This is a genomic window from Paenibacillus sp. NPDC057934, from assembly GCF_042887565.1.
In the GTDB taxonomy this organism is placed as follows: domain Bacteria; phylum Bacillota; class Bacilli; order Paenibacillales; family Paenibacillaceae; genus Paenibacillus_AQ.
Genome location: NZ_JBHVPB010000006.1, coordinates 405,121 through 429,954, shown reverse-complemented (window position 1 = coordinate 429,954; position 24,834 = coordinate 405,121). Strand labels below are relative to the sequence as shown.

At 50.8% G+C, this 24,834-nt stretch carries 28 protein-coding genes; 7 read left to right on the top strand and 21 right to left on the bottom strand.

Annotated elements, in window-relative coordinates:
• Nucleotides 1–153 precede the first annotated feature (153 nt).
• The 3 genes from hemG to hemE are packed head-to-tail and all read right to left on the bottom strand — an operon-like array spanning nt 154 to nt 3,634.
• Complete coding sequence (gene hemG / locus ACFVRY_RS16720) at nt 154–1,581, bottom strand: protoporphyrinogen oxidase (protein WP_387501356.1); 1,428 nt, start codon at nt 1,579–1,581, stop codon at nt 154–156.
• Nucleotides 1,578–2,534: a ferrochelatase gene (gene hemH / locus ACFVRY_RS16715; RefSeq protein ID WP_387501355.1), complete on the bottom strand. Its 957-nt coding sequence runs from the start codon at nt 2,532–2,534 to the stop codon at nt 1,578–1,580. The genes hemG and hemH overlap by 4 nt, the downstream gene beginning before the upstream one ends.
• A 47-nt stretch (nt 2,535–2,581) precedes the next feature.
• A complete protein-coding gene (gene hemE, locus ACFVRY_RS16710; RefSeq protein WP_387501354.1) occupies nt 2,582–3,634 on the bottom strand; it encodes a uroporphyrinogen decarboxylase in 1,053 nt (350 codons plus the stop codon).
• A gap of 226 nt (nt 3,635–3,860) precedes the next feature.
• Between hemE and ACFVRY_RS16705 the strand changes: the two genes are divergently transcribed.
• Complete coding sequence (locus tag ACFVRY_RS16705; protein ID WP_387501353.1) at nt 3,861–5,081, top strand: MFS transporter; 1,221 nt, start codon at nt 3,861–3,863, stop codon at nt 5,079–5,081.
• A gap of 2 nt (nt 5,082–5,083) precedes the next feature.
• On the opposite strand, the gene ACFVRY_RS16700 is transcribed toward ACFVRY_RS16705, so the two are convergent.
• Complete coding sequence (locus ACFVRY_RS16700; RefSeq protein ID WP_387501352.1) at nt 5,084–5,716, bottom strand: O-methyltransferase; 633 nt, start codon at nt 5,714–5,716, stop codon at nt 5,084–5,086.
• Nucleotides 5,717–5,884: 168 nt separating this feature from the next.
• On the opposite strand from ACFVRY_RS16700, the gene ACFVRY_RS16695 reads away from it, so the two are divergent.
• Complete coding sequence (locus tag ACFVRY_RS16695; protein WP_387501351.1) at nt 5,885–7,024, top strand: THUMP domain-containing class I SAM-dependent RNA methyltransferase; 1,140 nt, start codon at nt 5,885–5,887, stop codon at nt 7,022–7,024.
• Between the two features lie 159 nt (nt 7,025–7,183).
• Here the strand turns inward: ACFVRY_RS16695 and ACFVRY_RS16690 are convergent, their stop codons facing one another.
• The 10 genes from ACFVRY_RS16690 to ACFVRY_RS16645 all read right to left on the bottom strand — a co-directional run bounded on the left by ACFVRY_RS16690 (nt 7,184) and on the right by ACFVRY_RS16645 (nt 14,088).
• Complete coding sequence (locus tag ACFVRY_RS16690) at nt 7,184–8,008, bottom strand: aldo/keto reductase (RefSeq protein WP_387501350.1); 825 nt, start codon at nt 8,006–8,008, stop codon at nt 7,184–7,186.
• 106 nt (nt 8,009–8,114) lie between these two features.
• Complete coding sequence (locus tag ACFVRY_RS16685) at nt 8,115–8,351, bottom strand: YuzB family protein (RefSeq protein ID WP_387501349.1); 237 nt, start codon at nt 8,349–8,351, stop codon at nt 8,115–8,117.
• Nucleotides 8,352–8,392: 41 nt separating this feature from the next.
• Nucleotides 8,393–8,695, bottom strand: a complete 303-nt coding sequence (locus ACFVRY_RS16680; protein ID WP_387501413.1) for a HesB/IscA family protein — start codon at nt 8,693–8,695, stop codon at nt 8,393–8,395.
• Nucleotides 8,696–8,822: 127 nt separating this feature from the next.
• Nucleotides 8,823–9,074: a hypothetical protein gene (locus ACFVRY_RS16675; protein ID WP_387501348.1), complete on the bottom strand. Its 252-nt coding sequence runs from the start codon at nt 9,072–9,074 to the stop codon at nt 8,823–8,825.
• A gap of 110 nt (nt 9,075–9,184) precedes the next feature.
• Nucleotides 9,185–10,399 (bottom strand): M14 family zinc carboxypeptidase, encoded by a 1,215-nt coding sequence (locus ACFVRY_RS16670; protein ID WP_387501347.1) that lies wholly within the window; start codon nt 10,397–10,399, stop codon nt 9,185–9,187.
• 269 nt (nt 10,400–10,668) lie between these two features.
• On the bottom strand, nt 10,669–11,475 hold the full coding sequence (racE, locus tag ACFVRY_RS16665) for a glutamate racemase (RefSeq protein WP_387501346.1): 807 nt from the start codon (nt 11,473–11,475) through the stop codon (nt 10,669–10,671).
• 250 nt (nt 11,476–11,725) lie between these two features.
• The gene (locus ACFVRY_RS16660) at nt 11,726–12,343 is read right to left on the bottom strand and encodes a YtxH domain-containing protein (protein ID WP_387501345.1); all 618 of its coding nucleotides are present in this window, start codon (nt 12,341–12,343) and stop codon (nt 11,726–11,728) included.
• Between the two features lie 59 nt (nt 12,344–12,402).
• The gene (locus ACFVRY_RS16655; protein ID WP_387501344.1) at nt 12,403–12,828 is read right to left on the bottom strand and encodes a hypothetical protein; all 426 of its coding nucleotides are present in this window, start codon (nt 12,826–12,828) and stop codon (nt 12,403–12,405) included.
• A 188-nt stretch (nt 12,829–13,016) separates the two neighbouring features.
• A complete protein-coding gene (locus ACFVRY_RS16650; RefSeq protein ID WP_387501343.1) occupies nt 13,017–13,457 on the bottom strand; it encodes a DUF86 domain-containing protein in 441 nt (146 codons plus the stop codon).
• A 343-nt stretch (nt 13,458–13,800) separates the two neighbouring features.
• Nucleotides 13,801–14,088 carry a Dabb family protein gene (locus ACFVRY_RS16645; protein WP_066371957.1) on the bottom strand — a complete coding sequence of 96 codons (288 nt, stop codon included), beginning with the start codon at nt 14,086–14,088 and terminating at the stop codon, nt 13,801–13,803.
• 374 nt (nt 14,089–14,462) lie between these two features.
• Here ACFVRY_RS16645 and ACFVRY_RS16640 point away from each other — a divergent pair, with 374 nt between their 5' ends.
• Both ACFVRY_RS16640 and ACFVRY_RS16635 read left to right on the top strand, forming a co-directional pair.
• The gene (locus ACFVRY_RS16640; RefSeq protein ID WP_387501342.1) at nt 14,463–15,047 is read left to right on the top strand and encodes a helix-turn-helix domain-containing protein; all 585 of its coding nucleotides are present in this window, start codon (nt 14,463–14,465) and stop codon (nt 15,045–15,047) included.
• A 173-nt stretch (nt 15,048–15,220) separates the two neighbouring features.
• Nucleotides 15,221–16,024 (top strand): MBL fold metallo-hydrolase, encoded by an 804-nt coding sequence (locus ACFVRY_RS16635; RefSeq protein ID WP_387501341.1) that lies wholly within the window; start codon nt 15,221–15,223, stop codon nt 16,022–16,024.
• A 233-nt stretch (nt 16,025–16,257) separates the two neighbouring features.
• Here the strand turns inward: ACFVRY_RS16635 and rpsN are convergent, their stop codons facing one another.
• The 6 genes from rpsN to rpmG all read right to left on the bottom strand — a co-directional run bounded on the left by rpsN (nt 16,258) and on the right by rpmG (nt 21,310).
• A complete protein-coding gene (gene rpsN, locus ACFVRY_RS16630) occupies nt 16,258–16,527 on the bottom strand; it encodes a 30S ribosomal protein S14 (protein WP_387501340.1) in 270 nt (89 codons plus the stop codon).
• 35 nt (nt 16,528–16,562) lie between these two features.
• The gene (locus ACFVRY_RS16625; RefSeq protein ID WP_387501339.1) at nt 16,563–17,585 is read right to left on the bottom strand and encodes a metal ABC transporter substrate-binding protein; all 1,023 of its coding nucleotides are present in this window, start codon (nt 17,583–17,585) and stop codon (nt 16,563–16,565) included.
• A gap of 46 nt (nt 17,586–17,631) precedes the next feature.
• Nucleotides 17,632–18,456: a metal ABC transporter permease gene (locus ACFVRY_RS16620; protein WP_387501412.1), complete on the bottom strand. Its 825-nt coding sequence runs from the start codon at nt 18,454–18,456 to the stop codon at nt 17,632–17,634.
• The gene (locus ACFVRY_RS16615) at nt 18,402–19,109 is read right to left on the bottom strand and encodes a metal ABC transporter ATP-binding protein (protein WP_387501338.1); all 708 of its coding nucleotides are present in this window, start codon (nt 19,107–19,109) and stop codon (nt 18,402–18,404) included. The genes ACFVRY_RS16620 and ACFVRY_RS16615 overlap by 55 nt, the downstream gene beginning before the upstream one ends.
• A 792-nt stretch (nt 19,110–19,901) precedes the next feature.
• Nucleotides 19,902–21,110: a GTP-binding protein gene (locus tag ACFVRY_RS16610; protein WP_387501337.1), complete on the bottom strand. Its 1,209-nt coding sequence runs from the start codon at nt 21,108–21,110 to the stop codon at nt 19,902–19,904.
• A 50-nt stretch (nt 21,111–21,160) separates the two neighbouring features.
• Nucleotides 21,161–21,310: a 50S ribosomal protein L33 gene (rpmG, locus tag ACFVRY_RS16605; RefSeq protein ID WP_387501336.1), complete on the bottom strand. Its 150-nt coding sequence runs from the start codon at nt 21,308–21,310 to the stop codon at nt 21,161–21,163.
• A gap of 194 nt (nt 21,311–21,504) precedes the next feature.
• Between rpmG and ACFVRY_RS16600 the strand changes: the two genes are divergently transcribed.
• From ACFVRY_RS16600 to ACFVRY_RS16590, 3 genes are read left to right on the top strand one after another with little or no spacing between them, the layout of a single operon-like run.
• Nucleotides 21,505–22,533, top strand: coding sequence for a CobW family GTP-binding protein (locus tag ACFVRY_RS16600; protein WP_387501334.1), 1,029 nt, complete (start codon nt 21,505–21,507; stop codon nt 22,531–22,533).
• Entirely contained in the window at nt 22,530–23,519 is a 990-nt protein-coding gene (locus ACFVRY_RS16595) for a permease (protein WP_387501333.1), read from the top strand. The genes ACFVRY_RS16600 and ACFVRY_RS16595 overlap by 4 nt, the downstream gene beginning before the upstream one ends.
• A gap of 16 nt (nt 23,520–23,535) precedes the next feature.
• Nucleotides 23,536–24,411, top strand: coding sequence for a TIGR03943 family putative permease subunit (locus ACFVRY_RS16590; protein ID WP_387501332.1), 876 nt, complete (start codon nt 23,536–23,538; stop codon nt 24,409–24,411).
• Here ACFVRY_RS16590 and ACFVRY_RS16585 read toward each other — a convergent pair.
• A complete protein-coding gene (locus ACFVRY_RS16585) occupies nt 24,404–24,799 on the bottom strand; it encodes a NusG domain II-containing protein (RefSeq protein ID WP_387501411.1) in 396 nt (131 codons plus the stop codon). The two genes, ACFVRY_RS16590 and ACFVRY_RS16585, sit on opposite strands and share 8 nt — an antisense overlap.
• Nucleotides 24,800–24,834 lie beyond the last annotated feature (35 nt).

Here is a 24,834-nt window from a genome sequence, read left to right as displayed (position 1 = left end):
TGCCACTTGCATTTAATAGAGCCTTAATTAATGTCAAAAAAAAACGGTGAAGCGCTAGAAGTACGCCTCACCGTTTCCAAATTCTATATTTATATGAATCTTATTAAAATAACAAATAAAGAAAAAAGATAGGTTATACCACAGGTAAACCAACTATTCCTTCAAGGCACCCGCAGCAGCTTCGGCCAGAAGCTTGGCCTGCTTGATGCAGTCTGGCATGCCAATACCATCATATCCAGCGCCGAAAGCATACACTCCAGGAAGACTCTCAGCCATTTCACTACGGAGCCGGGCAATCGCGGCCGGATGGCCTACCGGGTACTGCGGCATTGAATGCCGCAGACGGGTGATTTCTGTAAACAGAGGCTTCGCGGTAATACCCATGATCTCACGCAGATCCTTGCGCACCAGCTCTGCCAATGCGTCGTCGGGCAGCTCCACATTCTGTTCATCACCAGAACGTCCTACGTAGCACCGCAGTAAAACCTTATCATCGGGGCTGGTATGCAGCCATTTGGACGAAGTCCAGGTGCAGGCGGTAATGTTACGACCTTCCTTGCGCGGAACGAGAAAGCCGGAACCATCATATTCGCCGACAGTATCCTGCTTATTGAACGCCATGACCACATTTGCCACGGAGACGTAGTTCACTGCATCCAGTGCTGACACATCAACATGCGGACGCAGCAGTTCTGCCGCGGCAAAATTTTGCGTCGTCACATAAATATCATCCGCTTGCAGGCTCTCACCGTTATCCAGCGTAATTTCATAGCGGTGTTTACGCTCAGATCCACTATGTACTTTAATGGAGGCAGCTGAAACTTCTGTGCGCTGCTCCACATCGTGCAGTTCATGAATCAGTCCGTGCACGAGGCTTTGTAGTCCCTTGGTTAAGGTCAGAAAGGCGCTTTTCTTAGTTCCCGTATGTGTCTCAGCTGGCTTGCGTCCAGTGGTCATCCCGCGAATCAGGCTGCCGTACTGTCGCTCCACATCGCCGAACTGCGGAAAGGTCGCCTGCAGGCTGATCTTGCGCATGTCCCCCGCATAAATCCCGGCGAGTAGTGGCTCGGTCATATTCTCCAATACCTCTGTTCCAAGCCGGCGCTCAATCAGCGAGCCAAGAGATTCATCTTCCTTACTGCGCCGTGGCGGGAGGATAAAGTCCATCATCGCCCGGGCTTTGCCGCCGAATGACACGAGTCCGCTTTTCAGAAACGGTCCAATCTCTGTAGGAATACCGAGCACCAGACCCGCCGGCATTGGATGAAGCTTGCCACGTTGCAAGATGTAAGTCTTCTTCGCATTGGGATTGGTGGTGACCAGTTCATGGTCAAGCTCCAATTCCTTCGCCAGGTCGCTCATCGCCGTCTTGCGGGCCAGGAAAGAATCAGGGCCTTTCTCGATGACAAAGCCATCCCGGTGCAAGGTCTCAATCTTGCCGCCTAACGTCTTATCCTTTTCGATCAATACGATATCGGGGATTACCCCAGCCTCTTTATAGAACTTACGCACATAAAAAGCGGCGCTGAGGCCGCTCAGGCCTCCGCCGATAATGACAATCTTCCTGGGGGAAGCGGTCATGACTGGGTCACCTTCATCTGGTTCACTTGACTTAATACGACATCGCTCAGAACAGACATGTAGGCCGGATCGCTGTTCAGCGATTCAGTCCGCGTAAAACGCATATCCAGCTCGGCAGCGATCGCCGTTGCTTCGATATCAAGGTCGTACAAGACCTCCAAATGATCAGACACGAAGCCGATGGGTGCGGACAATACGTATTCCACCTGCTCCTTGCTGAGATCGCGCAATGTGTCGAGGATATCCGGGCCCAGCCAAGGCTCAGCCGTGCGCCCCGCACTTTGCCATGTGAATTGCCATGAACCCACACCCGCTTTGTCCGCGATGGCCTTGGATGTCTCCATCAACTGGTCAACATACGGATCACCCATGGCCAGAATGCGTTCCGGCAAGCTATGGGCGCTGAACAGGACACGGATCTCGTTACGTGCCGCCCCTGCTTCCACATATTGATCCATCTTAGCTGTCACTCTCCGGCTCAACACATCAATGAGCTCAGGATGCATATGGTAACTCTCCACGAACGACATATTAACGCCGCACTCTTCGGCTTTAGCCTGTGCCCGCTTGATATAGGTACCTACACTCATAATGGAGTAGTGAGGCGCCAGCACAATCCCTACCGCTTGTGTAATGCCGGCCTTCGCCATAGCTTCCACACCATCTTCAATAAACGGACGGGCATGCTTCAATCCCTGATAACAGACAAACTCCAGATCACGCCCGCCTTTGTCCTCATTCAACTTGGCCTGCAACGCCTCAACCTGACGGTCTGTGTTCTCTCTCAGTGGAAATACACCACCGACAATCGCTTCATAACGATCCTTCAATTCCTTGAGCTGTTCTGCTGACGGCGGATTGCCGCGCCGAATATGCGTATAGTAGGCTTCTACATTATCCAGGCTTTCAGGAGTGCCGTACGACATGACTAAAACACCAATTTTTGTTGTCACGTTTTCCATCCCCTTTAGTAAGTTTTAGATCCAGTTGTTCGGGAACGCTATTTGCCAGCTTTCGCCAATACACCCGCCGAATACTCGTGAATATATTCTGTCAATTCCCTTAGCTTGTCCAGTGAAGCCTCGGGGAATAAGCCGTGACCCAGATTGAATACATAGCCCGGCTCCAGCACACCTTCATCAATCAGGTCTTTGGCCCGCTCCTTGAGCAGATCCATTGGCGCTGTCAGCAGGTAAGGGTCCAGATTGCCCTGTACTGCGAACTGGCCGCCGAGTCTACGCCGTCCTTCGGTCAGACTTACTCGCCAATCCAGGCCGATAACATCGGCTTGAAGGCCTTGAAGGCTTGGCAGCAGTTCACCTGAGCTCACGCCCGGGAAATAAATTTTCGGTACGTCCAGATCGGACAGCTCGGCAAAAATGCGCTGGATCGTCGGCAGTACATAGATCTCGAAATCCTGAGGCGCCAAGGAGCCTACCCAGCTGTCAAACAACTGGAACGCCTTGCCTCCGCTACGGACATGACTGCGCAAGTAAGCGATGACCATATCGCCCAGTTTGTTCATTAGCTTTTCCCATACTCGCGGCTCACTGTACATCATCTCTTTGGTACGGATATAACTCTTGGACGGTCTACCTTCAATTAAATAACTCGCAATCGTAAAAGGTGCGCCAGCAAACGTGATCAGTGGCACATCCAGTTCCTTCTCCAAAATAGAGATCGTTTCCAAAATGTGGCTCAGGTCGCCCTCAATGTCGATCGGCTTCAGCTTGTCCACATCAGCTGCGCTGCGGATCGGATTCTCAATCACTGGCCCGATGTTTTTGACAATGTCAAAGTCCACCCCGATGGATGCCACAGGATTCATAATATCCGAATATAAAATCGCTGCGTCCACACCCAGCTTCTTCACAGGCATCATCGTTACTTCCGCGGCCAGCTCGGGCTGTCTGCAGATCTCGAGGAGCGAGTATTTCTCCTTGATTTTACGGTAGTCGGGATCATAACGACCGGCCTGCCGCATGTACCATACGGGAACGTGTTCCGTGTTCTGCTTCCTGCAGGCACGGATAAAAGTATCATTGTAGGTCATGATAATATCTCCATAAGATTTAATAAAATCTGAAATTCACATATTACCTATTATGCCCTTTTTGCAGGGATGTAACAACCGCCACACCCCCTGCAGAATGACAATCCTATGACATTACTATGACAAGTGTTGCACCGGAGATGTCGAAAAATGTGATATACTGATAGAATGTCAATTTTTCGTGAATTTTTATTCCTATGATTTCCCTGAAAGGAAGTGAAGCACTTTGAAGAATTGGGAGACTTGGAAAGTCAATCTCATGGTGCTTTGGTTTGGACAATTTCTGGTCAACGCAGGCATGACGATGATTACACCATTTCTGACACTGTACCTTGCCAAGGATCTTGGCGTGCAGGGCGAGCATGCGATCGGAATCTGGGCCGGCCTTATCTTTGCCGCCAATTTCCTGACCTCGTTTCTGTTTCAGCCCTTATGGGGCAAGCTGGCCGACAAATACGGGCGCAAAATTATGCTGCTGCGCTCCAGCTTCGGCATGGCGATTGTCATCGTGCTGATGGGCTTTGCCCAGACCCCGATGCAGCTGCTGCTACTGCGCTTGTTGAACGGTACGATTTCCGGGTTCAATCCCGCCTCCATCGCCCTCGTCTCCGGCACAACGCCGAAGAACCGCATGGGCTTTGCGATGGGCCTCATGCAGTCCGGTTCGGTGGCAGGTACTATTCTGGGGCCGCTAATCGGTGGTTTGCTGGCCGACTGGATTGGATTCCGCCCGATTTTTTATGTCGTAGGCGCATTGCTCTTTATCGCCTCATTACTGGCACTCTTCCTCGTTAAAGAAAAGTTCGACCGGCAGGAAGCCGCGCATGTACCGCAGATTTCGGTGATGGCTGGCTTGAAGGAGCTCACGAAGGTTCCTCAATTGCCCGCTTTGTTCGGTATTACCTTCCTGCTGCAGTTCGCCATGATCAGCCCCATGACGCTGCTGCCTTTGTATGTAGAGAAGCTAAATGGATCTGCTGTCAACATCGCCTTTTGGGCTGGCATGGTCAGCGCGGTCACCGGCGTCTCGAATATGCTGGCGTCCCCCGTCCTGGGCAAGCTAAGCGACAAAATTGGGGCGCACCGTATTTTAACTTATGCCTTGATTGGAGCGGCAGTATTCCTGATCCCGCAGGCTTTTGTCTCAACTGTCTGGCAGCTGATCATCATCCGCTTCCTGATGGGCGTGTTCATGGGCGGCCTGCTACCCAGCGTCAATGCGCTTATCCGTACTTACACGCCTGACGGTAAGGAAAGCCGCGCCTTTGGTTTCAACAGCAGTACTCTAGCCCTTGGCAATATGCTGGGCGCTATGATCGGCGGCTTCCTGTCCGGGTATATCGGGATCGAAGGACTATTCATCATTTCAGGCAGTCTGCTCCTGATCAATATGTTCTGGGTGCGGATTAGGCTGTATAAACATACCACCCCGCGGCTGTTCCGTTAACGCTATTTAACAACAGCCAGGGCCAACCCGTCGTAAGCAGGCAGCAATGTGCTGGTCAGCCGATCATCGCTGGCAATCATTTCATTGAAACGACGCATGGCCTGCACGGCAGGTCCGTTCTTCTCGGTGTTCAGCGTACGACCGCGCAGGAAGATGTTATCCCCGGCAATGATCGCTCCCGGCTGCGCCAGCCGGATGGCATATTCCAGATAGTTCGGGTAATTCTCCTTATCCGCATCGATGAAAAAGAAATCGAATCTGGCACCCTCGGCTTCCAGTTGCTTAAGACTGTCAAGCGCCGGGCCTACTCTGTACTCTACTGCTTCGGCCCCATAGCCGGCCTGCTCCAGATGACCACGCGCCAGCTCGGCATATTCGGCCTTTAGTTCCAGCGAAGTCAGCTTGCCGCCAGGCGCCAGCCCGCGGGACAAGCAGATGCCGCTGTAACCGCCAAGTGCGCCGATCTCCAGAATCCGCGATGACCGGGAGAGGCTGACTAGCATGCCGAGCAGCCGTCCGTAACCCGGAGCAATAGACACCTCTGGCATCCCTGCGGCGACAATCGCTGTTTTGACATCCCGCAGCAATTGATCTTCTGTATATAGCTGTTCACTGTATTCTTCCTGATTAAGCATGTATAATCTCCTTTGATCAACTTGCCGATATCTCCCTAAGAGAGCTCGGTAAGTGTACTGTTTATTTTTTACGGAGTGACGGTCATTGTGAACTGCCGCGCATTCCCCTATACTTGATTGTACTGGCTTTATGTATTTATCTACAAGTTAAATGGAGTTGAGACCTTTTTGAGCAAATTACAATTAATCGCTACGGCACCGATGGGCCTGGAGGCCGTTGTGGCCCGCGAACTGAACCAACTGGGCTATGAGACCACAATCGAAAACGGACGAGTTCTGTTCAGCGGAGATTACATCGACATCTGTCGTTGCAATTTGTGGCTACGCACCTCCGACCGTGTTCTGGTCAAGATGGGTCAGTTCCCGGCGTCCACCTTCGATCAGTTGTTCGAAGGCGTCAAGGCACTGCCTTGGGCCGACTGGATCCCCGAACATGGAGAATTCCCCGTGGAAGGCCGTTCCCATAAATCACAGCTGACAAGTGTACCGGCTTGCCAGGGTATCGTCAAGAAAGCAATTGTCGAGAAAATGAAGCAGTCGTACGAGACCGATTGGTTCCCAGAGAATGGGCCACGTTATGTCATTGAAGTGATTCTACTGAACGATATCGCCTTAATCACGCTGGATACAACGGGACCGGCGCTACATAAGCGCGGCTACCGCAGACATGCTACCGAAGCTCCGATCAAGGAGACGATGGCGGCAGCACTGCTGCAGCTCAGTCGCTGGAACGGCAGTCGTCCGCTATATGATCCGTGCTGCGGTTCCGGTACCATTCTGATTGAAGCCGCGATGATCGCCTGGAACATCGCCCCGGGCCTGCGCCGCTCCTTCCCTTCCGAGCATTGGCCGGTCATTCCGAAGTCCCTCTGGGAGGATGCCCGCGAGGAAGCAATCGACGCAGTGCGTGATGATTACCCGCTGCAGCTGTTCGGTAGCGATATTGATCCTGAGGCCATTGAGATTGCCGAAGCTGCGGCCAAGAGTGCCGGACTTTCCGGTGAGATTACTTTTACCGTGCAGGCTGCCGCCAAGGTCAGACCACACGGAGAGTACGGCTGTATTATCACCAACCCGCCTTACGGTGAACGGATAAGCAGTGATAAGGAAGTAGAGAAACTGACTCGCCAGTTCGGTGAGATGATGGTCTATCTGCCAACCTGGTCCTTCTTCGCCATCAGCCCTTACAAAGAATTCGAGCAATATTACGGCCGTAAAGCCGATAAACGCCGCAAACTCTATAACGGGCGTATTGAATGCCAATATTATCAATATCTTGGCCCACTGCCGCCGCGCAAGCCACAGTAAACAAAGAGCTACGGACACTCTCCCACCAGGGAGAATGTCCGTTTTTTAATGGTACTGCTCATTTCTCTGCATTCTCTGCACCGCAATAAAACAGCCTTAAAGGCGTGTGAATCACACGTATTAAGGCTGTTTGTTTATACTTGTTACTCTAGAATCAATCTAGAAGAAGAGTTTATCTGGGTTCGTACCGATCCGCTCGTCCGCATCCAACCCAGTAATCGCGTTCAGTTCTTCCTGGGACAATTCAAAATCGAAGATTTCACTATTTTCCTTTATTCTAGAAGTTGTCACCGATTTTGGAATAATGATAATTTCATTCTGCAGTCCCCAGCGCAAAATCACTTGTGGCACTGTTTTCCCATGCCTTGACGCAATCTCCGCGAGCAATTCATTGTCCTGGAGTCTGCCTTTCATTAAAGGCGCCCAGGCTTCGATTTGGATCTGGTGAAGCTTGCAAAAATCATGCAGTTCCTTCTGTATGAAGCGAGGATGCAGCTCCACCTGATTGACAGCAGGCACAATGGAGCTTTCTTTCATCAATTCTTGCAGATGGTGAATCTGAAAATTGCTCACCCCGATCGCCCGTACCCGCCCTTCCTCGTACAGCCGTTCCAGTGCACGCCATGTATCCTTATATTTATCTTGGCCCGGCCAGTGTATCAGATAGAGATCAATAACCTCCAGCCCCAGCTTACGACTGCTTAGATCAAAGGCTTTCAGTGTAGTATCGTAGCCCTGATCTGTGTTCCATACCTTTGTCGTTACAAAAAGACTGTCGCGCGACACGCCGCTTGACGCAATGGCTTGTCCGACTTCTTCCTCATTTCCATAGATCGCTGCAGTATCAATGCTCCGGTAACCCAGCTCCAGCGCTGCCGTCACTGCCTTGGCTACCTCTTCTCCCTCCGCCTTGTAAGTACCCAGTCCAAACCAAGGCATCGCTATCCCATTGTTCAATATCGTTACATCGGTAATATGCTTCATAACTGTCTTCACCCCTCTGATATAGTGTAAAACATATAACTCCTTATATGTTCACAAAAACCGCCCTGCAAAATGCAGCGGCGGCCGGATGTGCGTCATATTATTATTACTGGGCAACGGGCCGCTTGACGAAAGATTCCACTTTCTTCAGCACTTCATCCTCTGTGGGAGCGCTGATATAGCGTCCGTTAATGAAGACAAATGCCCGTTTGCCGCAAGGTCCGCAGTAGGACTTGCAGCCGATCTTTATCTCGGCGTCTGGCGCCATTTTCTGCAGCTTCGGCACAATGCTTTTGAGACTGGTGAAATTGCACTTATCGCATACTCGTATATCGTTAGCCATGAAGCAACCCTTCTTTATGTCCGAAAATCCGGGGCGAATGCTTAGTGATCGCCGTGATTTCCTTTAGACGGATTAGTGATGACAAAACCTTCTTCCGGGAAGTACAGATAGTCAATTTTAACGCCGTCAAGTAGCGGCTGTCCCGCTTCCAGAACTACGTCGATTTCCTTGTCTGTAGAAACCACAACATCATTCTCTTTGGGCGTGTCCAAATCCAGGCCATAGTGGGCATGGTCGCCATGGGCATGCGTAACCGCAACGCGCAGTTTCAGTTCGCTATTGCCTTCAAGTTCCATCTGCTTCTTTATCACTTTAGCCGCATTGCGGGTAATTTTGACGTTCATCTGCAATCCATCTCCCAGCATCTATAGTTTAAATACTCAATAACCTATTTTAAGGGAAAGCCGCTGCTAAAAGCAACCATATTGACAAAATAGACACGTCTTCCGGACACTGAAATAATCTGAACATTCATCTTCCGTTGCGAAGTCCCGGGTATTTGCGGTCCATTCTGGATACGAACCAGCCGGCCAGCAGCATCGTTACCCCGATATCATCAATAGGCACAAATGGCATAACATCCGGTAGCACCCAATACAACAGCACGGGAATCGTAAATAGCAGCTTGTCCCCCAAAGTAACCTGAGAAGATATAATATATCTCCAGGAAGCACGGAAGATCTGGGACCACATCTTAAGCGAAAACCATCTTCTCCATTTCATCGGATGTCCCTCCTGTTGTCCAAATCCCATATAAAAAGGATACAGCCGCAGGTAGTATGAACAGCGGCCGTACCCTATAACCTATATTACTCAACATTATTGAAAATGTTTCAGAATGATTTCACATCTGACAAAATACTTCCCAGGATCAGCCCGGTTTCCAGTGCCATATCCTCAAAATCACCCAACGGCAGCGGATTCTTGCCGATGCCTAGTTCCACCGTAAAGCCCGGCCGGCGGAATCGTTGGATGAACCAGTCCTTGTATCCAGCATCGCTGCCCGTCAGATGCACAGCCCGATAGCCACTGGCTGCAGCCAGCTTGGCTGCGAGAGCCTTGCTTTCCGGCGGCTCATAGCCACGGTAATTCCAGTAGATCTCCGCCCCCTGGCTATGCAGTGACACCGCCGCGTGTCCTGGCTCCCGCTCTGCCACTGTCGCCAGCGCCGCAGCTTCAGGTTCGCTGAGTGGGGCGCTGCCACCATAATCGCGTGGCCCCGGGCCCAAGGTAGCCCGGCGTGCCGCCTCCTCTTCCCAGTGGGCCGGGAACTGATCGCCTAGATCCACCCCTCGGATGTTAGCCTTCCAGTGGCGGAAGCTGCGCCGTCCGCCATTCCATTCCATCAGCTGATCATAATAAGGATGGCCTGGCAAGACCCCCACTTGTACCAATTCCACCCCATCCGGATTAGCCATGGGCACCGCCCATATCGTCCAATCGTTGAACCACTCAGCAGGGCGGTGGCCGTTCCACTGCCGGCCTTCTGCATATGCGGCTGCGTATTCCTCCAGAAACGCCATCAGACAGGGCGAGGTCAACCATTCATTGGCATGCAATGCCGCATTGACATGCAGATGACGCGGCCCTGCTCCGAGCCGGAGCAGCTGTAGCGGCTTACCCAGTACACTACTGCCAATCGTCTCCTTCACGATGAAGGGATAACGATCAACCAGTCGGTCGATATCGGCCTCTACCTCGGTTGGGCCGTACTCTCCGCGCAGATAGACTATGCGCTGCGGTTCTGGTGGAGGAATCACCAATACCTTACCTGGAATACAACAGCGTCCGGACAGGAAACCGGGATTCAACTGCTCCAGTGCCTCCGGGCTGACTCCGAATAAAGTCGATATTTTCTCCTCATGATCCTCTTCCTGTACCGCATACCTTCTCCGGGGCGCGGAGGGGAGAAACAGTATTTGTCCGGGATACAGGTACGGTTGCCTGGATGCCCACGGGTTACCTTGAATGACATGCTCAGGCGTTAGTCCATGCATGGCGGCAATTCGGCTTACGGTATCTCCCCTGCGTGCAATGTATTGCTGCATATGTCTCATCCTCTCGGCCATCATTTGCCGTTGCCCGCTGAAGGTGTTCACCTGGTGCATGGCCTGGATAACAGCGGAACACAGCCCTCTGCTCTATTGTATGCAGCCCCAGCTGTCCCACATGAGGACACCAGGAAACTTCATGTAGCCGCTTTCGGTACACGATATAAAAAACGGGCACCGCCTAAGTAGGCGATACCCTTTTTTTAGTTGTCGACCGATTCAGGAATCCTGCAGGTTGTCCCTGTTCCAAGCTGCGGCAAACATAATTACAGCGTGGACACCTGCCATACGACCGGTGTGCGCTTGATCTGCTCTCCCAGCCAGTCACGAGCGATTTTCTGGAACATCTCTGCATCCCCGCTGCAAAAAAATTGATGGATGGGGCTCTCGTCTCCCCTGGCCAGCTTGCCTTTGTCATATAAAATGGTGCTAACTTCCCGGGCCGTCTCATCGGCTGAGCTAATCAGTTTGACGCCTGCACCCATTGTCTTTCCGATAGGTTCCACTAAAAAAGGATAATGAGTACAACCTAGAATTAAAGTATCAATATTGCTGTGCCTAATACCTTCAAGAGCCTGCCCCACAACCTCTTGGCTTTCATTCGAACGAAACATCCCCTGCTCCACAAGCGGAACCAGTGTCGGGCATGCCTGGCTGACTACTTGAACATACGGGGACAACTGCTGCAGCGCAGCCGTATACGCTCCGCTTCCGATCGTTCCAACGGTACCGATTACACCGACCTGACCGCTCTTGGTGACACTGATCGCTGCCCTGGCACCCGGATGAATGACACCGATCACTGGAATGTTAACTTTGGCCGAGATATAATCAAGTGCCGCCGCCGTGGCTGTGTTGCAGGCGATGACGATCATTTTAGGATTGAACTGAATCAAATAGTCCACGATCTGCTCGGTGAACAACTTCACTTGCTCGGTCGAACGGGGTCCGTACGGGGCTCTCGCAGTGTCTCCGAAATAAATGATTTTCTCCCTTGGGAGCTGTCTCATCACTTCCTTGGCAACCGTCAATCCTCCCACACCTGAATCCAATATTGCAATAGCTTGCTGCACGAACACACCGCTTCCTTCTACTTGTTTTGTGTAGCTTATGTAAGGCGAAAACAAAAGGTACCTATCTGTTACCCCAATTGCAGATGTTACTCCATTTCCACCCGTAGTTCAAGGCAATTTACTGAGCATCTCACCATTTCTGCCTACTTACGACACAGATAAGCCGCTCTCCGCTCCCTGCGGAAACCGGCTCTGCTCAAAGATATAGACCTCCTGGTTTTAGTGCTTTTATGGAAAAAGCAGACTTTAGTTACACCACTTCGTTGTTCCCAGTTACATTGGTAACGGTGGACTCACTTCCGTCCTTGGAGACAGCTTCAACCTCTGTAGCATTACTGACTGTCTCAGCAGTTGCGGCAACTTCATCGGCAACAACCGCCGTGATTACAGCCTCTTCAGCTTCTACTGCTTCTACTGCTTCTACTGCTTCTACTGCTTCTACTGCTTCTACTGCTTCTACTGCTTCTACTGCTTCTACTGCTTCTACTGCTTCTTCAGTAATTATTGCGTCTGCGGCATCTATACTACTGACCACATCCGCAGCTTCTTTAGTGTCCTCAATAACAGTAATACTTTCGCTGACCGCAAGTTTCTCTCCTTCATCGGCTTCGGTATACTGTTTACTCCATTCCCGTACCTCGTGCACCACATTGCCTACAGCATCTTTAGCTTTTCCGTACAATTCCGTACTTTTATCGCCTACCTGTACAGCCAGTTCTTTACTCTTCTCCAGGGTAGCCGATGCCCCATCAGCAATATCCTTCCGCAGCTCTTTCCCTGGCTTGGGAGCAAAGAGCAGGGCGGTTACCGAACCGATGACACTTCCTGCAACAATACCCCACAGCAAGTTTTTCGAATCTTTTTTCATCTTGTGATCTCTCCTTTGAATTTAAGATGTACTCCGGTTCCGAACAAGACGTGTCCGGGCTATTTTCGCTTGTTCCAGGCTGTCCAGAGGGTCAGCCCAGCATCCAGGGCACGCAGAGCATGCTCCAATCCCGGCTCATTGCGCTCCCGGGCCCGCTCCAGCGCATGATTCACAGAAGCTGCTGTCTTGCGGCTTAACGTCTTCAGCTGTCCCCCGGCCTCGCCCAAAGATTCTCCGACACAAGCCAGCCCCGAAGCAAGCGGCTCCATTTCTCTTAGTCTTGCTTCGGCATTCTCTGCTGCGGCAGCCGTCCGCTGCAGGGTTTCTGCAGTTTCGGCAGCAAGCGAAGTACCGGCAAGCTCCAAACGACTCACCGTTTCACGCAGTGCAGCCAAGGTCTTCATGACAGATACGGTCAATAGCAAGGCAGCAGTGGCCAGAATACCTATCCCAGTCACCAGAACCGCAGCCAGCCAGCCGTCCATGGCTTCTCCTCCTCCCCGCCCTACCGGGCAAGTGCCTATTTCTGCTTTATCATAAGCAGAGGGAGTTCGTCCTGTGACTGACTGGCTCAACTTTTTTTACAAAGCCTGCCTTACTAACTGGATGTCTTCGATCAATCGTAGCGTTAACTGCCCTAGTTATACACTTCCTGAGGCCTTCTGTTCCCTCATTATTTCAATACTTCGGCTCCCAATTCCTGGTCCAGATACTGGTGAACCTCTGCTGCGAACCGTTCAAGCGCCCCAGGCAGCTCTTGCGTCAGCGGGTGCAGCTCACTGCGATTCCATGCAAAATAATCTTGAACCAGCGGTTTACGTAGTCCAACCAACCGGATCATCGTATCGAATAACCCGTCTTCACCGAATACTTTCTCTTCATGGATAATGGAAATAATATCTTCATAGCTTCCTGCGTCGCGCATAATGAATCCGTCAATCAAGCAGCTTCCGACATCTGTGACGACCTCGATCGCGAGATGAAGACTGCGTTCCTGCACAAGACCAAGCAGTGTTCCTCCGTCCCAGGAATCCGCGGCTGTCCGCAGGCCGAAATTAATATCAGGAATCTGCCCCAGAATGGTTTCGATCTGTTTTCGGTTGACATAATACACAGCAAGCCCTCCAACTCGGTTATAGTCAAGCAGAAACAGCTTTGCCGTCCTCTAACGGACGGTATCCGTTCAGCGAGAAATATAAGGATGATTTATACCGTACAACATATATATCCTTATATTTAAAAGAAAAACTCCTTTCGGAGTCTTTCCTAAGACCTTACGCCCAGATATTCTACTTGCTTCGACGGCCGCGGCGTTTCAGCCAGAAGAACATAACAAAGCAGGCCGCAAGAAATACAAACAGATAAGTTAACGCTTCCATCGGATATTCCAGCTCACGCATGTCTTCACCGCTTTCCGATATATTGTAGTTTACGTTACACTCACAAACCCGGTAATCTTACAGCTCGTAATCTACAGCAATGGACAGTTCTTTAACCTCATTGATATGGGCAATAACCTCTTTGTGCGCCGGATGAACTTGATAGGCCTGCAAATCCTCCAGAGAAGCCACGGTGGTTACAAGGGCCAGATCAAAGGAGCGTTCGGAATGAATGATATCAGTGCCGACCTCAATGGAAAGCAGCTGTGGGATTTTCCCTTCCATGTTCCGCAGTACGACAGCCGTTGCCTCCACACTTTCTGCCGACCGGTCTTTCAATTTAAAAAACACAATATGCTTGATCATTCTATTCGCTCCCTGTCTCTATTAATTGTTCGTTGAATATTAAAAATATATCATAAGACCCGTAGTTCCGAAAGCAAAGAGGACATGATAAGAGGAATCAAGTCAAAAAGTTCCATGACCTCATTTCATCTAGACGAAACCATTATTGAAATGTTAAAGTCATAGAAGGCCAAAAAAGCTCTCCAGAAGCTGAATCACTATGGTTCATTCCATAAGCGGAATTATTTGGCGGGACTGCGATGCATGGCCTATTCAACAACTAAATGTATGCCATTCCATTCACTGCATTTTTTACTACTCTTATAGCCTCCGACACGGGTGATATTTCAATGTAATCCAAGCCTTTCGGAGCTAACTTAAACATCGGAGGAAGTATGCCTAATAATCAACCAGACTCTCATAATATCCAGGCGTGGTCTCTGATCAACCGCAAATATCTTGGACAAGGCGTTCGGGTGAAAAGATTCCGTCGTCCCCAGCGCAGCCAGATCCGCAACAGGGTCCTGCTCGCCGTCTTGATGGCTAAAGACATCAAGCTGTCACGTCTAGCCGAAGAGCTTCCCGTTTCTTCACGCAGCGTTAGCGCCTGGGTGTACGAAGGCCGTATTCCTTCCCGTAAAAACTTAGAGAAGGTCTGCCGTTTTCTGGGGTATCCCCCTCATGTCCTGTTCAACGAAGCTCTGCTGCGGCAAAGTCCGATTCTATGCCAGCCAACACCTTCCCGGTACATGAAACGAACATCGTCCCATTCCCCTTCCAGCAACACGATTCTGACTGGACTATGTATGGTCTATGATCTTTCCGTCACAGATGTCAGCATCTGGATCGGTGTCCATCCCGGCACATTCCGCAAATGGCTGCATTTCAGTCATCTGCCTAGCCCGGCCCTGCAGGAGAAGGCGGAAGCGTTCTTCCGGATTCCCCGGACTATTTTATTCGCCGATTGTGAACCGGAATAAGCAACCTGTTTACATAGGCAAGCCACAACTAATAACACAGGACCTTTCTTGTCATGCCCTGCATGAGCAATGAAAGGTTTTTTGCCGTTCTCTCTTTATTTTGGATACATTAGGGCAATGCTAAGGTAAAGGCTACTTGCTCTAACTCGAAAAAAAGAATCAGGAGGCGCACTATGAACTTTAGCGGTATGCTGGCTTCCGGGCACACGGAGCTTTGGGAAGTAGCTCCCGGGGTTGTTGGACTTCGTACATTGTTTGTGAATGTTGCTTTTATAGAGCTTAACGCACCGGACTGGATACTGGTGGACACGGGCCTTGGCATGTATGCCGGGACTGTACACAATACCGCCATGGAACGCTTCGGCCGACCCCCGCGGGCCATTATTTTGACGCATGGGCATTTCGATCATGTGGGGGGCCTCAAAGAACTGCTCGAAGTATGGGATGTTCCGGTCTATGCACATCATCTGGAGCTTCCTTATCTCACGGGAAAGGAGGACTATCCCCCTGCTGATCCCGCCGTTGGAGGTGGCCTCATGTCCATGGCTGCACCACTGTATCCTTACCGCGGCATTGACCTTGGCCCCCGTGCGGTTCCATTGCCGGCGGATGGCAGCATTCCCGGTACCAGTGAATGGAGATGGGTACACAGTCCCGGACATAGTCCCGGACATGTCTCCTTGTTCCGGGACAAGGACAAGGTTCTGATTGCCGGGGATGCTTTTCTAACCGTCAAGCAGGAGTCTGCGTTTCACGTGATCAAGCAGGATCAAGAGGTCCATGGACCTCCTGCTTATTTCACTACAGACTGGGAAGACGCCGAGAAGTCAGTCCGTCAACTGGGTCTGCTGGACCCGCAGATTGTGCTGAGCGGACATGGAGCCCCTATGCATGGCATAGACCTCTCTCAGCAGATAGCTCATCTATGCCGTTACTTCAAGGAACTGGCCGTGCCAGGACAAGGGAAGTATGTATAGTTGAATGACAGAAAACAGGGCAGGATCTGACCGCTATGTAATGACCAGCGACTGCCCTGTTTTATTTTCCTAGAATAGCTCAAGCTTGAACGACTCCTGAATATGACGTGCAGACATGTTTCTTCTATATATAATTCGCGCTTCCTCCAAACCATAGCAAAAAGGCGTATTCCCCCTTTCGAGGAACCGCCATTCTGATAAGAATATACCTTAATTTCGGTGGCAACAGCACATTACCAGCTGGATTTGGTTATGCCGGGGATTTGGCCCTTCAGCGCCAGTTCGCGGAAGACAATCCGCGAGACTTTGAATTTGCTCAAATAACCCCGCGGTCTGCCGGAGACCTCACATCTGTTCTTGAGGCGAGTAGCGGATGAATCACGCGGCAGCTTTTGCAGACCCAGATAATCCCCTTTAGCCTTCAGTTCTCTTCGTTTCTCCGCGTATTTAGCCACGATTTCCTGTCGCTTCAACGCTTTAACCACTTTAGACTTTTTCGCCATGTAACGTTCACCCTTTCAATGGTTGTTTATCTTCCTTATTCGTTCAGCGCTATTTTCAGTGCTTCCAGGTTCTGACGCATGATGCCCAGATAATCGAGATTATGGCTGCGGTCCTCTTCAGTAAGGCCTTCAATCGGATTCAGCACTGCAGTCTTGGCTCCAATTTCCTTTGCAATGGTATCTGCTACACTAGAGGAAACTAAGGTTTCAAAAAAGATTGTCTTCACGTTATGCGTTTTGGCAAATTCCACGATCTCGGCCATCTTAGCCGCGGAAGGCTCCTCTTCAGGGGACAGTCCGGCAATCGGCACCTGGGTTAGGCCATATTCCTTAGCAAGATAACCGAAGGCGGCATGCTGGGTGATGAAGTCCTTGCGCTTGACCTCTTTAATAGCTTCCCTGTATTCCTGATCCAAGGCTTCCAGCTTGGAGATATAGGCACTAGCATTGGCTTTAAAAGCTTCCGAATGCTCTGGGGCAGCAGCTGCCAGGGCGGCCTCAATATTCTGCACTTCTTTGACCGCCAAAGCTGGGTCCAGCCAGACGTGAGGATCTAGCCCACCATGATCGTGATGATGATCTTCGCCTTCTCCATGGGCATGATCATGTTCATCTTCTTCCTCTTCAGCCCCCTCCATAATATCCAGTCCCTTGCTGGCCTCAACGGCGACCAGCTTGCTGCCGGAGGCACTGTCCAACACTTGATCCACCCAGCTCTCCATGCCGGCTCCGTTATAGATCAGCACATCCGCCTTAGTGATTTGGGCCATATCCTGTGCCGTGGGTTCCCAGTCATGCGGCTCAATACCCGGCGGGATGAGGGCTTCCACATCGGCGAGGTCACCGGTAATATTTTTCGTGAACTCATACATTGGATAGAAGCTGACCTTAATGTTTAGCTTATGGGATGCTGGTGCAGTAGGCGCTTCAGCTGTAGCCGTGGCAGATGTATTAGAAGAGGACCCTGTGTTGGTAGATGCGTTGTTGTTGCCGCAACCCGCAGCAATCAACAGAGAGGACAGAGACAGAACAGCTAGATGACGGATACTAAATTTCATAATGAAGGTAGACTCCTTTTCTTGAACAGGGATTGTTAGTTATGAATTATGAATGCTTTTTTCGATTCCGGCGCCGAATCAGCTTCTGTATAGCAATTGCCATTAGAAGGAAGACCAGCAGGATCAGTGCAATCGTGCCACCGGGCGGAGTGTTGATGTAATAGGAAGCCGTCAGACCGCTGAAAACACCGGTCAGACCCGTACCGATCGCAATCAGAACCGCAGCGGTGAAACCAGAGGAAATTCTCAGGGCAATGGAAGCTGGAAGCACGATCAATGCAGAGACCAGCAGAACGCCAACCACCGGCATCGCCGCAGCAACAGTCATTCCGGTTAGCACAGCGAAGGAGAAGGACAACAAACCAACATGCACACCGCCAATGGCCGCTGTCTCCTCATCAAAGGTCAGGTTATAAAGTGGCCTGCGCAGTACGATGAAGAATACAAGACCCACAGCCGCCACCACCGCAATAATCCGCAGTTGAGTGTCGCTGACGGCCACGATGGACCCGAACAGGTACGAGCTGAAGCTCTTGCTCAGATTCTGCTTCAGACTCATCAGTACAACTGCCAGCGCCAGGCCCGAGGTCATAATAATAGCCACTGGAAGCTCGCTGTATGTACGGTATGAGCGGCGAAGCTGCTCGATGACGAGCCCGCCAATGACAGCCACGGCAAAGCCGCTAAGTGCCGGATTGAGGTGCATCACCGAGCCCAGGGCAACTCCCGCAAGGGAGACATGTGATAATGTGTCCGCCATCAACACCTGACGACGGAGCATCAGGTAAACACCGAGCAGCGGACCAATGATACCTATCAGGCCTCCGGCCCAAAATGCGCGCTGCATGAATTCGTAACCAAGCATTTCCAGCCCTCATTCTCCTTTCGCTCCAAGCTGATGACAGTGTCCAGGTAAGGGCTCGTCTCTTCCAGGCCGTGCGTAACCATGATCACCGTCCGTCCATGCTTACTGACATAATGGCGCATGAGCCGATACAGACCTGTGCGGCTCTCCAGATCCATGCCGGTAGCCGGTTCATCAAGCACCAGAACCTGTGGTTCCTGGGCCAGTGCGCGGGCGATGCATATCCGCTGCTTCTGCCCACCGGAGAGCTCGCCGATCCGGCGGTTCCGGTACTCCCACATGTCCACCTGCTCCAGACTGCGCTTCACAATGTCTTCCTGCTCAGCAGTGAAGCGCCGGAACAGACCCAACCGTGGGTAGCAGCCCGAACGGACCAGTTCGATCACCTTGCTCGGAAACCCGGCATTGAAGGAGGCTACCTGCTGAGGAACATAACCGATAGTCAAGCCTCTGTTCCCGGCACCGTCTTTATTCAGCGTAACCGTACCGCTCCAGGGACGAAGCAGACCGAGCATTAGTTTAAGCAGCGTCGTCTTGGCCGCACCATTTGGCCCGGTAATCCCAATGAACTCTCCGCTATGAATGTCTAGCGAAATATGGTCGATCACAGGCTCATTCCCGTAGCCGAACACGACATTCTGCATAGATGACAAAATCATGGTAATGCAACTTCCCTTCTGAATTGCTTTTCTGAACCAATATAATCGGATTAACGTAATCGAACCGAAATAATTGGACTAATGTAATCGAACCAAACCAAAACCAAAACCAAAATCAAACTAATCCAACCAATCCAACCAATAATCGTAATTATTACGTTTAACTTTTACGATAATATCGTAATTATTACGATTTGTAAACCATTATTATAAAATAAATCGTAAAAACAACGATTAATCGCTCTCCTTAGGCGGTCCTAGCAATCTAGCTATATAGAACGTATTAAAAAGACAACGCTAGAAAATGAGAGTTTTATGCAATCAAGATGATATTTTGGAGAATAGCGCGTTTTCGAAGTGTAATTAGCGGCATTTTTGTACCCTAATACTCTGCATTCAAAGGTAGAACGGTAATTAAAGGCATTTTTGTATGTTAAATTTCTCAAAATCGTCCTTTCCGGGTAATTTTCCAAAAATAAGGTACAACAATGCACTTATTTCCTCCATTTTCCTATTTTCAAGAAAATTAAGGTGCAAAATTGCCGTTAATTGAAAAGGTAGGTCAATTTCGCATTGTTAAGGAAACGGGACAGGGGTTAGTCGGGTTCGCGAGGTTCGCGGGGTTGCTACCATTGCTGCGGTTGCTGGCGTTGGTGGATCAGCCATTGAGCAAAAAAACCGGAATCCCCATTTGGATTCCGGTTTCATAGAGAGCAATAAAGAGCAATAAAGAGCAATAAAGAGCAATAAAGAGCAATAAAGAGCAATAAAGAGCCGGCAGCTTAGCTCCTGCTATTCCGCAGCCGCTGCGAGCAACTGCTCCGCTGGCCACGGCAGCGGATTATTGAACGTTGCCCAGTCCTGCTTCATCTCTTCAGCAGTCAGAAGGCAGCGATCCAATCTAGCTTCGATCTCCGAGCGGTCTGCGCTAACACCGATGAACACGATCTCGTTAATCCGGTCGCCCCACTCTTCGTCCCACTTCGCCTTAATCTCAGGCTCGCTCTCCAATACCTCCAATTGCTGTTCCTTCGCCATTGAAGCCAGCCAGTACCCTGCTGGCCCGAACTGAATCGATGGTCCAGCCTGGCTCAGACTGCCGGCAATATCGCCTTTCGCCGCCAACCACACAAAACCCTTGGCCCGTACGATTTCATCCGGCCAATTGCTGAAGAAAAAGCTCAGCCGCTGCGGATGGAACGGCGTTCTGCGCCGGTACACGAAGGAGCTGATGCCATACTCCTCGGTCTCTGGCGTATGCTCCTCCTTGTTCAGCTCGGCAATCCAGCCGGAGGACAGGCTTGTTTTATCAAAATCAAACAAGCCCGTGTTAAGAATTTCCTTCGGATCAACAACACCGTTGACGGTACGGATGATCTTGGCTGTAGGCTGAAGTTTGCGGAGTACCGCTTCCAGCTTGTTCAGTTCTTTTTCCTCCACCAGATCGCATTTGTTCAGCAACAGCACGTCACAGGTCTCAATCTGATCGATCAGCAGGTCCACGATATCGCGGACATCCCCTTCACCAGCGGTTTCCCCCCGGTCGAGTAGACTGTCGCCGGAAGCAAAATCATGCCAGAAGCGATTCGCATCCACCACGGTAACCATAGTATCCAGGCGAGCCAGTGTGGTCAGGTCAATATCCAGATCAGGATCTTCGTAAGTAAAGGTCTGAGCAACGGGCACAGGCTCGCTGATACCGGAGGACTCGATTAGAATATAATCAAAACGGCCTTCCAATGCCAGCTTCTCCACTTCACGCAGCAGATCGTCTCGCAAGGTGCAGCAGATGCAGCCGTTGGACATTTCCACCAGCTTCTCCTCCGTGCGGGACAACGCCCCGCCCGATTTCACCAGATTGGCATCAACGTTGACTTCGCTCATATCGTTGACGATAACAGCGACCTTCAAGCCTTCGCGATTGTTCAGAATATGATTCAGCAAGGTGGTTTTGCCAGAACCCAGATAGCCGCTGAGTACAGTTACAGGAATTTTTGTCATGGGTGTTGCCCCTTTCAGTGATCAAATATCAGATTGTGCTATGAACCTTCTTAACGAGTCTCACGGTGCAGTGTCACTCTTTTCAAACGAGGGCTGTACTTTTTCATCTCAAGCCGCTCCGGGTGATTCTTCTTATTCTTGGTTGTGGTGTAATTGCGATCGCCGGTTTCTGTACATGCCAAAGTTACGATAACTCTCATTTCATTCATCCCTTTCTTAAATCGTAATTATTACGATTAATAAATCATACACGCTTTATTCACCAGATGTCAACAACTAGGGCGTAAAATTTCGAAACGCTGTTATTTGTGGTCTTTCCAGTGGACCTATGACATAGAGATGGAAATATGAATCTATGATTCTTGTTACAAAGAATGAGGCAGGAGTGAGGAAAATGAAGATACCTGTAATCATACTCAGTGGTTTTCTGGGAAGCGGCAAAACCACGCTGTTATTGTCCTTGCTGCAAGAGAGTAAGCAGAGAGGCCTGAATCCGGGCATTGTGATGAATGAGCTGGGGCAACGGGATGTGGATGGCTATATTTTGCAGGAGCATACCGGAATGACTGTAGAAAAGCTACTGGACGGATGTATATGCTGCAGCCGCAAGGAAGAGCTTGGGGAATGTCTTCAAGTGCTGCTGGCAAGGCGTCCGGATGCCATATTCATAGAACTAACCGGCGTAGCGAACCCAGAAGAAATCGCTCACGCGCTACTGGAGGTGCCTCTGCGGGACCGTCTTACGTTACATTTTACCGCTACAGTGCTGGATGCAGAGAATACACTGGAATACAACAGCCGGCTGTCCGCTGACCGTCACCTTGTACGCACACTGCGCCAACAGATCCGTTCGGCGGATCTCATTGTTGTAAACAAGAGCGATCTCGTAGAGCAAGAGACGTTATGGAAGATAGAGAAGGCGGTCCGAAAGCAGAACGCAGAGGCAGAAATCGTGTACACCCATTATAGTAAAATCAATCTGGCCCCCCTGCTCGCCGGCATCACTCCTCGGGAACTTCACATTCCAGCGCCGCAGCGCGCTCCCCGGACCTTCAAAAGCGCTTCAATGACCAGAATCTTGCCAGACTCCGGCGGAACTGCATTGAAGGAACATAGCACCGAGCAGGAGACTTCCTATTCCCAGGTCGCTGCTGTGACGCTGACTTTTCCACAGGGAGCGCCAGCTCAGCTCGCTAGAAGACAGTTCGAAACCTTCTTTCGAGAATGCGGTGATAGTCTGCTGCGCGCCAAAGGCCATGTGATCCTATCGAATGATGAGCCTGTCCAGCTTGTGCAATATGCTGGCATGCGAACGACTTGGGAAGCCTCCAGCTATCCCGGTCAACCCTATGTGGTCTGCATCGGATTGAATCTGAATGAAGCGCTGCTGACTGAACGTTGGTTCGCCTTGTTCCGCTCTTGACCTCTTTTTCACCGGTAAAAATATTCCCGCTGCTCCTGCCCGCAGCCTTCCTGCTTATTCTTGGCATCGTGTGGCTACCGGGCCATCTGGAGCTGCTGGATAACGCGTATCTCCATTCCTTCAAAGCAAGCTTCATCGGCATTCTGCTGGAGGCATTGCCATTTGTGCTTGCGGGGGCTCTGCTGTCCTCCCTGCTTCGGGTGTTCGTTCCGGACGAAATGATCTCCCGCTGGATTCCGCGCAGCCCTGTACCCGCCATTCTCTTCGCTTGTCTGCTGGGCGTACTGTTCCCAGTCTGCGAATGCGGCATGATTCCGCTAGTCCGCCGCCTGATTCATAAAGGCATGCCTGTGTATGTAGCGATCGTCTTCATTCTCTCCGGCCCGATTCTGAATCCGGTTGTATACGGGGCCACGATTACCGCCTTCCGTACTCACCCGGAACTGGCCTATGGCCGCATGGGCTTGGCCTTTGCAGTTGCTTTTATCATCGGCCTGATCGTTTATTTCACCAGTTCCAAGTCCCCTCTCCGTCTGTCTGCCCGGCAGGAGAATGGGATGGATCATCATCCAAGTGCACGCGGTGGCAAAGCCGCTGCCGTATTCGTACACACCTCAGACGAATTTTTTGAAATGGGCAAATATTTGATCATCGGCTGTTTGTTGACGTCCGGTATCCAAACCTTTATGGTGCAAGGTAGTCTAGCAGCCATCGGCGGAAAACCATTGGGGTCTTATTTTTTCATGATGGGACTAGCCTTCCTGCTCTCCCTCTGCTCCACCTCTGATGCCTTTGTAGCCTCGACTTTCCTGCATTCTTTCCCGGCAGGTTCCCTACTGGCCTTTATGGTGCTGGGTCCGATGCTTGATTTCAAAAATGCGCTAATGCTACTGTCGCTGTTCAAAACCCGTTTTGCCTTATTCCTGTTCTTTCTGATCTTCTCAACGGTGTTTATCGGGTCAGTATGGATGTCAGGATGGTTGTAGTTAGGAGGGAAGGACCTTGAATGAATCCCGGAGCATTCGGCTCCATTATCTGCTTAGGGCGGTGCTTCTGCTGGCCTTTGCCCTCTATATTGCTCATTTGACACAGCAGGACGCCTTGCATTATTATGTGGCACCTAAGCTAGCACGCTGGATCAAGCTCTGCCCCCTCCCCCTAGTCTTGATGGCACTCAGCCTAACGGTACAGGCACTGTTTGGCAAGGGTGCTGCCTTGTGTGACTGTGATCACCGTCTTCCCCGGTGGGGTATCAGAAGCACTGCCTTGTATGGATTGTTTCTCCTGCCGCTGCTGTTCGGCTTCCTGCTGCCCGATCGGCCACTGGGAAGTCTGGCTGCATCTGTGAAGGGGATTGAGCTTACTTATAACATCAAGGAACCGGACCGCGAGGTCCAATTTGAGAGCGATGACCCTTTTGAAGTCGAGTTTGCCCAGTTGGCGAAGCTGTTGTACAGTCAACCTGAAATTCCGGTCTACCCGGAGATTTTCTCCGAAACCTTCGGCGCCATTGACAGATACAAGCAAAAATTTGAAGGCAAAGAGATTGTCGCATCTGGTTTCGTCTACCGGGAGAACGCCGCGACTACGAACGGCCCGTTTGTCTTGAGCCGCTTTCTGGTGCAATGCTGTACCGCGGATGCCACACCGTTTGGGATTATGGTGTATCCTGGTAAGCAAAAAAGCCTGCCCGCAGACACCTGGGTAGAGGTCCGGGGCAAGCTTCATGTTGGAAAATACAAAGGCAAAGATATTCTTCAGATCTCCGCAGTGTCGATCATACCCATCCCGCGGCCGGCGACACCCTATATCTACACCAGTCCCGACTCCGTTGCGGAATGGGCAAAGTTACAAGCCTCTGGCAAAAATATTAGATAATAGCATCCAGCTCATCTTCATCACCCGATGACTTATTCGGATTAAAGACCTCAACCATTATTCGGGCCGGTATGCAGATGATCTGCTGCCTAGGCCTGGAGATAAAGCCCATTTCCAGCGCAATCCGCAGCGGTGCGTCTGAATAAGTCATCTGGATTCCGTAATCGAACACCTTGAGCGTGTTGTGTCCGAATTGGGTCTTGATATCAATAATCTGCTCTTCTTTGGTCAGGGGCACGGTCTTGTACTCCTTGCCGTCCACTGTAATCAGGGCCATCAGATCCCCTTGTTTGTAATGGTCATTCAAACTATTGAACCATTTGACCCCATAAATAGAGCCAGCTGCGAGCAGCACCAGCAGAATAATGATAAAATCGCCGCGTTTCATCTTTTGCAATGTAGATACCCTCTCACTAACCTAAT

Coding starts and splice junctions, on each gene's coding strand:
- hemG (WP_387501356.1), bottom strand. CDS start 1,581: ATGACCGCTTCCCCCAGGAAGATTGTCATTATCGGCGGAGGCCTGAGC.
- ACFVRY_RS16615 (WP_387501338.1), bottom strand. CDS start 19,109: ATGATTTTGTCATCTATGCAGAATGTCGTGTTCGGCTACGGGAATGAG.
- ACFVRY_RS16675 (WP_387501348.1), bottom strand. CDS start 9,074: ATGAAATGGAGAAGATGGTTTTCGCTTAAGATGTGGTCCCAGATCTTC.
- ACFVRY_RS16655 (WP_387501344.1), bottom strand. CDS start 12,828: ATGGACGGCTGGCTGGCTGCGGTTCTGGTGACTGGGATAGGTATTCTG.
- ACFVRY_RS16680 (WP_387501413.1), bottom strand. CDS start 8,695: ATGAACGTCAAAATTACCCGCAATGCGGCTAAAGTGATAAAGAAGCAG.
- ACFVRY_RS16585 (WP_387501411.1), bottom strand. CDS start 24,799: ATGAAACGCGGCGATTTTATCATTATTCTGCTGGTGCTGCTCGCAGCT.
- hemE (WP_387501354.1), bottom strand. CDS start 3,634: ATGACCTACAATGATACTTTTATCCGTGCCTGCAGGAAGCAGAACACG.
- ACFVRY_RS16645 (WP_066371957.1), bottom strand. CDS start 14,088: ATGATCAAGCATATTGTGTTTTTTAAATTGAAAGACCGGTCGGCAGAA.
- ACFVRY_RS16685 (WP_387501349.1), bottom strand. CDS start 8,351: ATGGCTAACGATATACGAGTATGCGATAAGTGCAATTTCACCAGTCTC.
- rpmG (WP_387501336.1), bottom strand. CDS start 21,310: ATGAGAGTTATCGTAACTTTGGCATGTACAGAAACCGGCGATCGCAAT.
- ACFVRY_RS16640 (WP_387501342.1), top strand. CDS start 14,463: ATGCCTAATAATCAACCAGACTCTCATAATATCCAGGCGTGGTCTCTG.
- ACFVRY_RS16600 (WP_387501334.1), top strand. CDS start 21,505: ATGAAGATACCTGTAATCATACTCAGTGGTTTTCTGGGAAGCGGCAAA.
- ACFVRY_RS16700 (WP_387501352.1), bottom strand. CDS start 5,716: ATGCTTAATCAGGAAGAATACAGTGAACAGCTATATACAGAAGATCAA.
- ACFVRY_RS16670 (WP_387501347.1), bottom strand. CDS start 10,399: ATGCAGCAATACATTGCACGCAGGGGAGATACCGTAAGCCGAATTGCC.
- ACFVRY_RS16635 (WP_387501341.1), top strand. CDS start 15,221: ATGAACTTTAGCGGTATGCTGGCTTCCGGGCACACGGAGCTTTGGGAA.
- rpsN (WP_387501340.1), bottom strand. CDS start 16,527: ATGGCGAAAAAGTCTAAAGTGGTTAAAGCGTTGAAGCGACAGGAAATC.
- ACFVRY_RS16610 (WP_387501337.1), bottom strand. CDS start 21,110: ATGACAAAAATTCCTGTAACTGTACTCAGCGGCTATCTGGGTTCTGGC.
- ACFVRY_RS16625 (WP_387501339.1), bottom strand. CDS start 17,585: ATGAAATTTAGTATCCGTCATCTAGCTGTTCTGTCTCTGTCCTCTCTG.
- ACFVRY_RS16660 (WP_387501345.1), bottom strand. CDS start 12,343: ATGAAAAAAGATTCGAAAAACTTGCTGTGGGGTATTGTTGCAGGAAGT.
- ACFVRY_RS16690 (WP_387501350.1), bottom strand. CDS start 8,008: ATGAAGCATATTACCGATGTAACGATATTGAACAATGGGATAGCGATG.